The sequence below is a fragment of the Pseudomonas sp. PAGU 2196 genome (assembly GCF_022179005.1).
GTDB lineage: Bacteria > Pseudomonadota > Gammaproteobacteria > Pseudomonadales > Pseudomonadaceae > Aquipseudomonas > Aquipseudomonas kermanshahensis.
The window spans coordinates 121,334-132,841 of sequence record NZ_BNTL01000028.1; the positions used below are offsets into that span (position 1 = coordinate 121,334).

The following is an 11,508-nucleotide window of genomic DNA, read 5'->3' on the forward strand; positions in this document are numbered from 1 at the left end:
TTGAACGGCCGGCACCTGCGCCGACCGTGAAACATGCCGTCACCCCATGACGACGGCGTACTGTATTGATTACTTGGCTGCTTGCTGCTGGCCGGCCAGGGCCAACTTGGCCACTTGCGGTGCCGGCTGATAGCCCGGGATCACCTGGCCACTTTCAAGGACGATCGCCGGCGTGCCGTTGACGCCGATCGACTGGCCCAGCTGGAACTGCTTGCTGACCGGGTTGGCGCACTTGGCGGCCTTGATTTCCTTACCCTCGACCATCTTGTCCAGCGCCGCGCGGCGGTCGCTGGAGCACCAGACTGCCTGCAACTGCTGATCACCTGGCGAACCGAGGCCCTGGCGCGGGAAGGCGACATAGCGCACTTCGATACCGCGGCGGTTGAGCTCAGGCACTTCGGCGTGCAGCTTGTGGCAGTACGGGCAGGTGGTGTCGGTGAACACGGTGATGTGCGACTTGGTCTCGCCCTTGGCAGGATAAACCACCATCTCGGCGGCTGGAATGCCGTTGATGAGCTTGGCAACGCCTTGACGCTCGGTCTTCTCGGTCAGGTTGACCGGCTTGCCGTCCTGGATCTGGTACAGGTAGCCCTGCATGACGAACTGGCCGTCAGCACTGGCGTACAGCACGCGGCCGCCCTGCAGCTTGACTTCATACAGGCCATTGAGCGGGCTGCTGGCGACGCTTTCTACCGGCACTTCCAGTTCGAGGTTCTGCAACGACTTGCGAATGGCCTGCTCGGCACCGGCATTGCTGTCGGTTGCCGCGGCAACGGCAAAGGTACTGGCCAGCGCCAACGCGGCGGCGGCGAAAATCTGGGTCACGCGCATGGGAACTCCTGAAGGCGGACAGGGGCCGGAGGGCGTCGCCTGCGGAAAAAACGCGGCGACCGTGCGGCCCTTGGTGCAAACCGCCCAAGCCTACCACAACACGCTAGCCGTGAAGGGGTCTGCGAGTACCGGTCGGCGGAACATGAAAATCATTCATCCACGCGGGTGATGCTGGGCGTGCAGTTGCTGCAGACGGGCTTTGGCGACGTGGGTGTAGATCTGCGTGGTCGACAGGTCGCTGTGGCCCAACAGCATTTGTACCACGCGCAGGTCGGCGCCGTGGTTGAGCAGGTGGGTCGCGAAGGCATGGCGCAGGGTATGCGGCGACAGTGATTTGTCGATCCCGGCGACCTGTGCCTGGTGCTTGATACGGTGCCAGAAGGTCTGGCGGGTCATCTGCTCGCCGCGCAGGCTGGGGAACAGCACATCGCTCGGGCGCCCGTTCAGCAGCTCGGGGCGGCCATTGCGCAAGTAGCGTTCCAGCCATACCACCGCCTCTTCCCCCATCGGCACCAGGCGCTCCTTGCTGCCCTTGCCCATGACCCGCAACACGCCCTGGCGCAGGTTGACCTGATCGAGCGTCAGGCTGACCAGTTCGGTCACGCGCAGGCCACAGGCATAAAGGACTTCGAGCATGGCGCGGTCGCGCTGGCCGATGGCTTCGCCGAGGTCCGGTGCCTGCAGCAATGCCTCGACGTCGGCCTCTGACAAAGATTTAGGCAACGGCCGGCCCAGCTGTGGCATTTCGACCTGCAACGTGGGGTCGACAGCGATCAGCTTTTCCCGCAGCAGGTAGCGAAAGAAGCCACGCAGCCCAGAGAGAAAGCGTGCTGTAGAACGTGGCTTGTAGGCTTGGTCGAGGCGCCAGGCCAGGTGATCGAGGATCAGCTCACGCCCCGCGTCAGGCAAGGCCACGCCCCGCTCCTGCAGCCAGCCATTGAACAGCGCCAGGTCGCTACGGTACGAAACGCGGGTGTTGTCGGACAGGCCTTTTTCCAGCCACAGGGCATCGAGAAACTGGTCAATCAGGGGGTGGTCGAGGGCGGGCATGAAAACTCGGTGGCAAACGACGAAATGACGCTTAGTCTTTCATAACAACGCCGGCATAGGGAGCCCGCATGAACGAACAGCAGATCCTCCTCAGCGTCGCGGGCATCGGCGGCGCCGCCCTGGCCTGCCAGTGGCTGGCGTGGCGCCTGAAATTGCCGGCAATCCTTTTCCTGTTGCTGGCCGGCATCACCGCCGGCCCGCTGCTCGGCTGGCTCGACCCCCAGGCACTGTTCGGCCCACTGCTAATGCCATTGGTGTCGCTGGCCGTGGCGCTGATTCTGTTCGAGGGCAGCCTGACGTTGCACCTGTCGCAGTGGCGCGAGATCGGCAGCGTGGTCCACCGCCTGGTTACAATCGGTGCGCTGTCGACCTGGCTGGTGATCGCCCTGGCAACCCACTGGCTACTGGGGTTCGACTGGCCGCTAGCGATCCTGTTCGGCGCCTTGACCCTGGTCACTGGCCCGACGGTGATCGTGCCCATGCTGCGCGTGGTGCGGCCGAAGGCGGCGATCGCCAACATCCTGCGCTGGGAAGGCATCGTCATCGACCCGATTGGCGCCCTGCTCGCCGTGGTGGTGTACAGCTTCATCATTGCCAGTGCCGATGGCAATGGCCTAAGCCAGAGCCTGGCCACCTTTGCCGGGGTGATCTTTTGTGGCAGCGCACTGGGCGCGGCCGGTGGCTGGTTGTTGGGGCAGGTCATGCGTGAACAGTGGCTGCCGGAGTACCTGCACAACCTGGCTGCACTGGCGGCAGTGCTGGGCATTTTCATTGCCGCCAACCAGATCGTTCACGAATCCGGGCTGCTGGCCGTGACGGTGATGGGCATGTGGCTGGCCAACATGCGCGGGGTGGATGTGCGGCAGATCCTGCACTTCAAGGAGAACCTCAGCGTGCTGCTGATCTCCGGCTTGTTCATCCTGCTGGCCGCACGCCTCGACCTGCATGCCCTGCTCGGCCTAGGCCCGGCGGTGCTGGCGCTGTTGCTGGTGATCCAGCTGCTGGCGCGGCCGCTGAACGTCTTTCTGTCCACCTTGGGCTCGGGGCTGAACTGGCGCGAACGGGCCTTGCTGGCCTGGATCGCACCGCGCGGCATCGTTGCCGCGGCAGTCTCGGCAGTCTTCGCCATCCGCCTGCATGAAGCCGGCCATCAAGGTGCACTGTTGCTGGTGCCGCTGACCTTTGCCGTGATCATCGGCACCGTGGTGCTGCAAAGCGCCACGGCCAGGCCCCTGGCGCGCCTGCTCAAGGTGGCCGAGCCTGCCCCCAGCGGCTTTCTCATCGTCGGCGCCAACGGGCCCGCGCGCATCCTCGGCAAAGCCCTTCAGCAACTGGGCTGCCGGGTATTGCTGACTGACTCAAGCTGGGAAAACATCCGCGCCGCGCGCATGGACGGGCTGCCGACCTACTTTGGCAACCCGGCCTCGCAACACGCCGATGCACACCTGGACCTGGTCGGCCTCGGCCATCTGCTGGGGCTGTCCCCTGCAGGTGAGATCAACGCCTTGGCCTGCGCACGTTTTCGCCACGATTTCGGCCATGGCCGCCTGTTCGTGCTGGCCAGCGGCCTGGAAAAACAGCGCAGCGACAAGCACCGCGCCAGTGAGGAACACCGCGGCCATTTGCTCGGCTCAAGCCCGATGACCTACCAGCAACTGGCCAATCGCTTGCACCACGGCGCCGAGCTGTACAGCACCACCCTGACCGAGGGTTTCGACTGGGACAACTACCAGGCACTGCATGGCGAGCGTGCGCACCTGCTGTTCGCCCGTGACAGCCACGGCTGGGTGCATGTGTCGAGCCCTGACAACCCGCTCACCCCGCAACCTGGCTGGACCTTGGTGGCGCTGGTCGAACCGGCACCGGTCGCGGGCACGGCCACCACACCGGGGTGAACCTCAGGTTGCTGGCAGCACCGGCACCGGGCGCTTGTCTTCGTCGATGGCGACAAAGCTGAACACACCATGGATTGCCCGTTCACGGCCATCCAGGTACATGTTCTCGACGAACACATCCACCTGTACCTGCAGGCTGGTGTTGCCCACCTTGATCACCGTGCCGACCAGCTCGACGATCGAGCCCGCCGGGATCGGGTGCTTGAAGTCGATACGGTCGGTCGACACCGTTACCAGCGGCAAACGGCAAAAGCGCGTGGCCGCGATGAACGACACTTCATCCATCCAGGCCAGCGCAGTGCCGCCGAACAGGGTGTTGTGGTGGTTGGTGGTGTTGGGGAACACCGCCTTGGTCACGCGGGTCACCGACAGTTCGGTGCGGCGCTGGATTTCCTGGTCTCGGGTTGTCATGTCGGGTCACATCGCTTGGGGTTCAAAACGCAAAAAAGCAGCCCGAAGGCTGCTTTTTTTCTCGCAAGGCGGCCTGGGCCACCGGTCAAACTGCACTCAGGACAGTTTTTCCTTGATGCGAGCGGCTTTGCCGGACAGGTCGCGCAGGTAGTACAGCTTGGCTTTACGCACGTCACCACGACGTTTCACGGCCAGGCTGTCGATCTGCGGGCTGTAGGTCTGGAAGGTACGCTCTACGCCAACGCCGCTGGAGATTTTGCGCACGGTGAAGGCGCTGTTCAGACCGCGGTTACGCTTGGCGATAACGACGCCTTCGAACGCCTGCAGACGGGAACGCTCACCTTCCTTCACTTTAACCTGGACGATAATGGTGTCGCCCGGTGCGAAGGTTGGGATTTCCTTGCTCATCTGCTCGGCTTCGAGCTGCTGGATGATCTTGTTGGTCATGCTGTGCTCCTAAGATGGATACGTGATCCACCATCGATACGTTTAACTATCGTCCCGCTCGCGGAGGTATTCCTCGAGCAGCTTCTTCTCTTCTCCAGAAAGCGAGCGACTTTCCAGAAGATCGGCGCGTCGTTCGAAGGTCCTACCAAGGGACTGCTTCATCCTCCAACGCCGGATATGTGCATGGTTGCCACTTAGCAACACGTCGGGAACACGCTGATCCGCATACACCTCAGGTCGGGTGTAGTGCGGGCAATCGAGCAGACCGTCGGTGAAAGAGTCTTCCTCCGCCGAGTCCACATGCCCTAAAGCTCCGGGCAGCAGCCGCGTAACCGCATCGATCAGTACCATGGCCGGCAGCTCGCCACCGGAAAGCACATAGTCGCCAATCGACCACTCCTCATCGACATGAGCCTCAACAAAGCGCTCGTCGATGCCTTCATAACGACCGGCGATCAGGATCAACGATTCCTGTTCGGCCAGGCCTTTGACCGCTTGCTGAGTCAGCTTGCGGCCTTGCGGCGAAAGGTAGATCACCTTTGCCGATGCTCCGGTCGCTTGCCTGGCGCTAACCAGGGCGTCTTCCAGAGGCTTGATTTTCATCACCATGCCCGGACCACCGCCAAACGGCCGATCATCCACGGTATGGTGGCGATCTGTGGTGTAGTCCCGCGGGTTCCAGCACGTTACCTGAAGCAACCCCTGTTTTACCGCGCGGCTGGTAATGCCGTACTCCGTGATGGCCGAGAACATCTCGGGGAACAACGTGATGACGTCTACGCGAAGGTTACCCATCGTTTAGAAGTCCGCGTCCCATTCAACCCGCATCACGCCTGCTTCCAGGTCGATTGCCAGCACGCATTGCTCCGTATAGGGCAACAAACGCTCGCGATCATCCAGGCTGCCTGCGCACGGCTTGACCACCATTACATCGTTCGCACCGGTCTCCAACAGGTGATCGACCTTGCCGAACAGGTGTTCGTCCTGGTTGATGACCTTCAAGCCCTGCAACTGGTACCAGTAGTACTCGTCGACGGGCAGGTTGGGCAAAAGGCTCCGCGGTATGCAGATCTCGTAACCACTCAGAAGACGGGCTTCATCGCGATCATCGAGGCCTTTCAGTTTCACGACCAGGCCCTTTTGGGAGCCACGACCGCTGACCAGCTCTACCTGTTTTACCTTGCCTTCGTGCTTGAGCGTCCAGCGTGGATAATCCAACAGGTTTTCAATCGGATCGGTAAAGGAATACACCTTCACCTCGCCGCGAACGCCGTGAACCGAAAAAATCTTGCCAACGACGATGAGGTCGTCAGCCTTTTCTGGCGTCGCGTTCATATATCTTAGGCAGCGGCCTTGGCAGCTTCCTTCAGCAGCTGAGCAACACGCTCAGACGGCTGTGCGCCCTGGCTCAGCCAGTAGGTGACGCGTTCCTGGTTGACCGACAGCTTGACTTCGGCGCCCGATGCGATCGGGTTGAAGAAGCCAACGCGCTCAACGAAACGGCCGTCACGGGCGTTACGCGAGTTGGTCACGGTCAGGTGGTAGAAAGGGCGCTTTTTCGAGCCGCCACGGGCCAGACGAATGGTTACCATGTGAACATCGTTCCTATAGTCGGTGCTGCAGTTGGTACTGCAGTCGGTGCTGCAAATCTGAAAGCCAAATAGGCACATGCGTGCCCAAAAGGCCGCATATTCTCGGGGAATACACGGACATTTGCAAATGACTTTTTCGGCAAGGCCTCGCCATGCCGTCCAGATCTGCCGGTTAAGCCACGCTTTTCGCGGCCATTGCCCCGCCAAGGCGGGGGTTCTGAGCGCTCGTCCGGTAAAAGACAAGCGCCCGGAATAGGGGTTACAGCTTCGGCATGCCGCCGCCTGGCATCATGCCGCCAAGGCCGCGCATCATCTTGGCCATGCCGCCCTTGGCTGAGAATTTCTTCATCATCTTCTGCATCTGCTTGTGCTGCTTGATCAGCCGGCCGACGTCCTGCACCTGGGTGCCGGAGCCGATGGCGATGCGGCGTTTGCGCGAACCGCTGAGCAGGTCAGGATCCCGGCGCTCGGCCGGGGTCATGGAGTTGATGATCGCCTCCATCTGCTTGAACTGCTTCTCGGCCGCGCCCTGGGCATTGCCCATCTGCGACAGGTTAACCCCGCCGATGCTCGGCAGCTTGTCCATCAGGCCGCCCAGGCCGCCCATGTTCTTCATCTGTTGCAGCTGGTCGCGGAAGTCTTCGAGGTCGAAGCCCTTGCCCTTCTTCAGCTTCTTGGCCAGCTTGTCGGCCTTGGCCTTGTCGATGGTCTGCTCGGCCTGCTCGATCAGGCTGAGCACGTCGCCCATGCCGAGGATGCGCGAGGCGACGCGGTCCGGGTGGAACGGCTCGAGGGCCTCGGTCTTCTCACCCATACCGATGAACTTGATCGGCTTGCCGGTGATGGCACGTACCGACAACGCGGCACCGCCACGGGCATCACCGTCGACCTTGGTCAGCACCACGCCGGTCAGCGGCAGGGCTTCACCAAAGGCCTTGGCGGTGTTGGCGGCGTCCTGGCCGGTCATGGCGTCGACCACGAACAGGGTCTCGACCGGCTTGACCGCGGCATGCAGCGCCTTGATCTCGTCCATCATGTCGGCGTCGATGTGCAGACGGCCGGCGGTGTCGACGATGACCACGTCGATGAATTTGAGCTTGGCTTCGCGAATCGCCGCTTCAGCGATGGCGACCGGCTTCTGGCTGATGTCGGACGGGAAGAAGGTCACGCCGATGTCGTTGGCCAGGGTTTCCAGCTGCTTGATCGCGGCCGGGCGGTAGACGTCGGCCGAGACCACCATCACGCTCTTCTTCTTGCGCTCCTTGAGGAAGCGCGCGAGTTTGCCGGCGGTGGTGGTCTTACCTGCACCCTGCAAGCCGGCCATCAGCACCACGGCAGGTGGCGCGGCGTTCAGCGCGAGGTCTTCGTTGGCCGCGCCCATCAGGCTTTCGAGCTCGGCCTGGACGATCTTCACGAAGGCCTGGCCTGGGGTCAGGCTGCGCGACACCTCGGTACCGACCGCACGTTCCTTGACGCTGTTGACGAAATCCTTGACCACCGGCAAGGCAACGTCGGCCTCGAGCAACGCCATGCGCACTTCGCGCAGCGTGTCCTTGATATTGTCTTCAGTCAGCTTGGCCTTGCCGGTGACATGGCGCAGCGTCTGTGACAGGCGGTCGGTCAGGTTTTCGAACATGGTGATCCTTTCAGGCCCAGTAAAAGCCGAGGTTTGTCAGGCGCCCAGGGGGGAAATGCACACACCCGGGGCACAGCAAGGCGGCGATTATAGCGAAGTGCGGCGGCGGCGCACACCTTGCCTTCCCAGCGGCAAGCTACGAACGTCAAGCGGCAAGAAAATGCAGCCACCTCGCGGATCCGCCTTTGCTTGTACCTTGCGGCTTCCAGCTTGCAGCTCTCTATGCCAAACTCCGTCTCTTTAAGGCTCGCCAACCAGGACTTATGTTCTCCTCACCCAGCCTCATCCCCAACCTGATCGCCGCCGGCCTTTATATAGCTGCGACCCTCTACCAGGGCACGCACCTGGCCCAGGGCCGCAAAGCTGACAAACGGCTGCTGGGCCTGCTCGGCGCCCTGGCTGTCATCGCCCAGGGCGGCGCCCTGTTCTTCCAGCTGATCACCCCGCTGGGCCTGAGCCTGGATTTTTTCAGCGCCGCCAGCCTGATCGCCGTTGCGGTCATTACCCTGACCTTGCTGGCGTGCCTGCGCATCCCGGTAGAAAACCTGCTGGTGCTGCTGTTCCCGCTGGGCGCGGTCACTGCGCTGCTGGCCCAGTTCGCGCCCCCCGGTACCGTGCCGCTGATCAACGAAGAACCCGGCATCCTTGCGCACATCCTGCTGTCGATCCTCGCCTACGGCCTGTTCACCATCGCGGTGTTCCAGTCGTTGCTGCTGTTGCTGCAGGACCACCAGCTGAAAAACAAGCACCCGTCAGGCCTGATCCGCAACTTCCCGCCGCTGCAAACCATGGAAAGCCTGCTGTTCGGCTTTCTCTGGGCCGGCTGGTGCCTGCTGTCGCTGTCGCTGATTTCGGGCTGGCTGTTCCTCGACAACCTGTTCGCCCAGCACCTGGTGCACAAGACCTTGCTGGCCTGCGTCGCCTGGGTGGTGTTCAGCGTGCTGCTGTGGGGCCGCACCCGCCTGGGCTGGCGTGGCCACAAGGCGATCCGCTGGACGCTGGCCGGTTTCTGCCTGCTGATGCTGGCCTATTTCGGCAGCAAGCTGGTTCGCGAATTCATCCTGCATATCTGACGGCCACCCATGGACACCCTGCCGTACGCACCGCTCCTCGGCACTCTGGCACTGGCGCTACTCTGGTCGGCGCTTTTCAGCGCCGTGGATGCCGCCCGCCTGCAGCTCAATGGTTCGCTGCGCAATGGCGACGACGGTCAAGCCCCCCTGCCCGCTCAGGCGCTGGTGCTGTGCGCCAGCCTCGGCAAGTTGCTGGTGCTGGGCCTGGCGTGCCTGATTGGCCAGCGCTACAGCGGCGAACACGGCTTCTGGCTGGCCGGCCTGGGCGCAACGCTGGCCTTGCTGGTGTTCGCCGAATTCCTGCCGCGGCGCCTGGCGCGGCGTAATCCGCAGGCGTTTGCGAGCTTGGGTGCAAGCCTGCTGAAAGTGCCCCTGGCGCTTCTGCAACCCTTGGCCTGCCTGCTCGATGGCTGCGCCAAGCTGCTGCTGCGCCCGTTCCGTGTGCAGCCTACGGCGGTCGCCTTGCACCCGGAGCAAGACGACGACTTCGACGAAGACGAGGAGCACGAGCCTGCACGCCATGGCCTGCTCGACGGTTTGCAATCGCTGGACAAAGTCACCGTCAACGACATCCTGGTGCCACGCAACGAAGTCGATGGCATCAACCTGGACGACCCGATCGAACGCATCATCGAGCAGCTGATCGTCAGCCGTCACACCCGCTTGCCGGTCTATCACAACGACATCAACCAGGTTGAGGCGATCCTCAACACCAAGCTGATCAGCCACCTGCTGCCCAAGGCGGAGCTGACCCTGGAGAAACTCCACGGCGCCTGTTACGAGCCCTATTTCGTACCCGAAAGCACGCCTCTGCAGCTGCAGTTGCTGAACTTCCACAAACAGCAACGCCGCCTGGGTGTGGTGGTGGACGAATATGGCGAGGTGCTGGGCATCGTCACCTTGGAAGACATCCTCGAAGAGATCGTCGGCGAGTTCGAAGACGAACAGGGGTTGGACAACCCGCACGTACACCCCCAGCCCGATGGCACCTTCGTCATCGAAGGCACCGCCTCGCTGCGCGAGATCAACCGCACCCTGGGCTGGCACCTGCCCTGCGATGGCGGGCCAAAGACCCTCAACGGCCTGGTCACCGAGGCACTGGAAAGCATCCCGGAAAGCGCCGTTTGCCTGAAGATCGGCCGATATCGCTTGGAAATCCTCGAAACAGAGGACAATTGCGCCAGCAAGGTACTGGTATGGACCGTGACCCGATAGCTATACTCGGGTCACGCTTACCCAGCCCCGCCGTCCCGCCTGCTACCCGCACCCGGCGCCACACGGCCAGTCCGCTCCACTGACACGCCCCGCGGTCCTGCTTCAACACCCCGAACAGTGCCTGCTCCCGCCCCTATCCCCCTTGGGCTATCGTCAGTCGGGCGAGCAAAAGAACAATACGCTCCGGCGTCCGCGTAGGCGTGCCTGCCCTTCGAAGGTACACGCCCTGGCGGATCAAGCCCTTGGAGCACGACCAGACTGTTAGGGACCTACTTAATGACCACGAGCAGCACCTATGCCGAAGCGCCTGCCGCGCCGGTCAACTCCCCCGCACGGGTGGCCACTGCCAGCTTCATCGGCACGGCCATCGAGTTCTACGACTTCTATGTATACGCCACGGCCGCCGCGCTAGTGATCGGCCCGGTGTTCTTCCCGTCCGGGTCGGGCACCGCGCAGATGCTCGCGGCCTTCCTCACCTTCGGCATCGCCTTCCTCGCTCGCCCGCTGGGCTCGGCGCTGTTCGGCCATTTTGGCGACCGCATCGGCCGTAAATCGACCCTGGTGGCGTCGCTGCTGCTGATGGGTGTTTCCACCACCGCCATCGGCGTGCTGCCAGGCTACGACAGCATTGGCGTCTGGGCGCCGATCATTCTTTGCCTGCTGCGCTTCGGCCAAGGCCTGGGCCTGGGTGGCGAATGGGGCGGCGCGGCGCTGCTGGCCACCGAGAATGCGCCACCGGGCAAGCGCGCCTGGTTCGGCATGTTCCCGCAATTGGGGCCTTCGATCGGCTTCCTGGCTGCCAATGGCCTGTTCCTGACCCTGGCCCTGGTGCTCAGTGACGAGCAGTTCCGTGAATGGGGCTGGCGCATTCCGTTNNCAGCGCCGCACTGGTACTGGTCGGCCTTTATGTGCGCCTCAAGCTCGAAGAGAGCCCGGTGTTTGCCAAGGCCATTGCCCGCCATGAGCGCGTGAAGATGCCGGTGGTCGACCTGTTCTCCAAATACTGGGTACCGACCCTGCTGGGCGCCGCGGCGATGGTGGTGTGCTATGCGCTGTTCTATATCTCGACGGTGTTCTCGCTCAGCTACGGCGTGACTACCCTGGGCTACAGCCGTGAGACGTTCCTCGGCCTGCTGTGCTTCGCGGTGGTGTTCATGGCGCTGGCCACGCCCCTGTCGGCTTGGCTCAGCGACCGCTACGGGCGCAAACCGGTGCTGATCGTCGGCGGCCTGCTGGCCGTGGCATCGGGCTTTACCATGGAGCCGCTGCTGACTTCGGGCTCGACCACGGGCGTGGCGCTGTTCCTGGCCATCGAGCTGTTCCTGATGGGCGTGACCTTTGCGCCGATGGGGGCGTTG

11 protein-coding genes and 1 pseudogene are annotated in these 11,508 nt (G+C 62.9%); 4 read left to right on the plus strand and 8 right to left on the minus strand.

Annotated elements, in window-relative coordinates:
• Positions 1–69: 69 nt before the first annotated feature.
• Together MFF34_RS22100 and xerD are read right to left on the minus strand one after the other, a co-directional pair.
• Positions 70–831, minus strand: coding sequence for a thioredoxin fold domain-containing protein (locus tag MFF34_RS22100; protein WP_027595726.1), 762 nt, complete (start codon positions 829–831; stop codon positions 70–72).
• 153 nt (positions 832–984) lie between these two features.
• Positions 985–1,881, minus strand: a complete 897-nt coding sequence (gene xerD, locus MFF34_RS22105) for a site-specific tyrosine recombinase XerD (protein WP_238216457.1) — start codon at positions 1,879–1,881, stop codon at positions 985–987.
• Positions 1,882–1,949: 68 nt separating this feature from the next.
• Between xerD and MFF34_RS22110 the strand changes: the two genes are divergently transcribed.
• Positions 1,950–3,776 (plus strand): sodium:proton antiporter, encoded by a 1,827-nt coding sequence (locus MFF34_RS22110; protein ID WP_238216459.1) that lies wholly within the window; start codon positions 1,950–1,952, stop codon positions 3,774–3,776.
• A 3-nt stretch (positions 3,777–3,779) separates the two neighbouring features.
• Here MFF34_RS22110 and MFF34_RS22115 read toward each other — a convergent pair whose 3' ends face one another.
• The 6 genes from MFF34_RS22115 to ffh form a co-directional block, all read right to left on the minus strand.
• Positions 3,780–4,187 carry an acyl-CoA thioesterase gene (locus tag MFF34_RS22115; RefSeq protein WP_238216461.1) on the minus strand — a complete coding sequence of 136 codons (408 nt, stop codon included), beginning with the start codon at positions 4,185–4,187 and terminating at the stop codon, positions 3,780–3,782.
• Between the two features lie 96 nt (positions 4,188–4,283).
• The gene (rplS, locus tag MFF34_RS22120) at positions 4,284–4,634 is read right to left on the minus strand and encodes a 50S ribosomal protein L19 (protein WP_027595722.1); all 351 of its coding nucleotides are present in this window, start codon (positions 4,632–4,634) and stop codon (positions 4,284–4,286) included.
• A 42-nt stretch (positions 4,635–4,676) separates the two neighbouring features.
• Positions 4,677–5,429: a tRNA (guanosine(37)-N1)-methyltransferase TrmD gene (gene trmD / locus MFF34_RS22125; RefSeq protein WP_238216463.1), complete on the minus strand. Its 753-nt coding sequence runs from the start codon at positions 5,427–5,429 to the stop codon at positions 4,677–4,679.
• Between the two features lie 3 nt (positions 5,430–5,432).
• Positions 5,433–5,969 (minus strand): ribosome maturation factor RimM, encoded by a 537-nt coding sequence (gene rimM / locus MFF34_RS22130; protein WP_027595721.1) that lies wholly within the window; start codon positions 5,967–5,969, stop codon positions 5,433–5,435.
• Positions 5,970–5,974: 5 nt separating this feature from the next.
• Entirely contained in the window at positions 5,975–6,226 is a 252-nt protein-coding gene (rpsP, locus tag MFF34_RS22135; protein ID WP_011535318.1) for a 30S ribosomal protein S16, read from the minus strand.
• A gap of 259 nt (positions 6,227–6,485) precedes the next feature.
• A complete protein-coding gene (ffh, locus tag MFF34_RS22140) occupies positions 6,486–7,862 on the minus strand; it encodes a signal recognition particle protein (RefSeq protein ID WP_027595720.1) in 1,377 nt (458 codons plus the stop codon).
• A gap of 263 nt (positions 7,863–8,125) precedes the next feature.
• On the opposite strand from ffh, the gene MFF34_RS22145 reads away from it, so the two are divergent.
• The 3 genes and pseudogenes from MFF34_RS22145 to MFF34_RS22155 all read left to right on the plus strand — a co-directional run.
• Complete coding sequence (locus MFF34_RS22145; RefSeq protein WP_027595719.1) at positions 8,126–8,935, plus strand: inner membrane protein YpjD; 810 nt, start codon at positions 8,126–8,128, stop codon at positions 8,933–8,935.
• Between the two features lie 9 nt (positions 8,936–8,944).
• Entirely contained in the window at positions 8,945–10,150 is a 1,206-nt protein-coding gene (locus tag MFF34_RS22150) for a transporter associated domain-containing protein (protein WP_027595718.1), read from the plus strand.
• 276 nt (positions 10,151–10,426) lie between these two features.
• Positions 10,427–11,508, plus strand: a pseudogene (locus tag MFF34_RS22155) (MFS transporter); the annotation flags it as partial.

Excerpts from the sequence above, each read along its gene's own strand:
- MFF34_RS22100 (WP_027595726.1), bottom strand. The coding sequence starts at position 831 with ATGCGCGTGACCCAGATTTTCGCCGCCGCCGCGTTGGCGCTGGCCAGT.
- xerD (WP_238216457.1), bottom strand. The coding sequence starts at position 1,881 with ATGCCCGCCCTCGACCACCCCCTGATTGACCAGTTTCTCGATGCCCTG.
- MFF34_RS22110 (WP_238216459.1), top strand. The coding sequence starts at position 1,950 with ATGAACGAACAGCAGATCCTCCTCAGCGTCGCGGGCATCGGCGGCGCC.
- MFF34_RS22115 (WP_238216461.1), bottom strand. The coding sequence starts at position 4,187 with ATGACAACCCGAGACCAGGAAATCCAGCGCCGCACCGAACTGTCGGTG.
- rplS (WP_027595722.1), bottom strand. The coding sequence starts at position 4,634 with ATGACCAACAAGATCATCCAGCAGCTCGAAGCCGAGCAGATGAGCAAG.
- trmD (WP_238216463.1), bottom strand. The coding sequence starts at position 5,429 with ATGGGTAACCTTCGCGTAGACGTCATCACGTTGTTCCCCGAGATGTTC.
- rimM (WP_027595721.1), bottom strand. The coding sequence starts at position 5,969 with ATGAACGCGACGCCAGAAAAGGCTGACGACCTCATCGTCGTTGGCAAG.
- rpsP (WP_011535318.1), bottom strand. The coding sequence starts at position 6,226 with ATGGTAACCATTCGTCTGGCCCGTGGCGGCTCGAAAAAGCGCCCTTTC.
- ffh (WP_027595720.1), bottom strand. The coding sequence starts at position 7,862 with ATGTTCGAAAACCTGACCGACCGCCTGTCACAGACGCTGCGCCATGTC.
- MFF34_RS22145 (WP_027595719.1), top strand. The coding sequence starts at position 8,126 with ATGTTCTCCTCACCCAGCCTCATCCCCAACCTGATCGCCGCCGGCCTT.
- MFF34_RS22150 (WP_027595718.1), top strand. The coding sequence starts at position 8,945 with ATGGACACCCTGCCGTACGCACCGCTCCTCGGCACTCTGGCACTGGCG.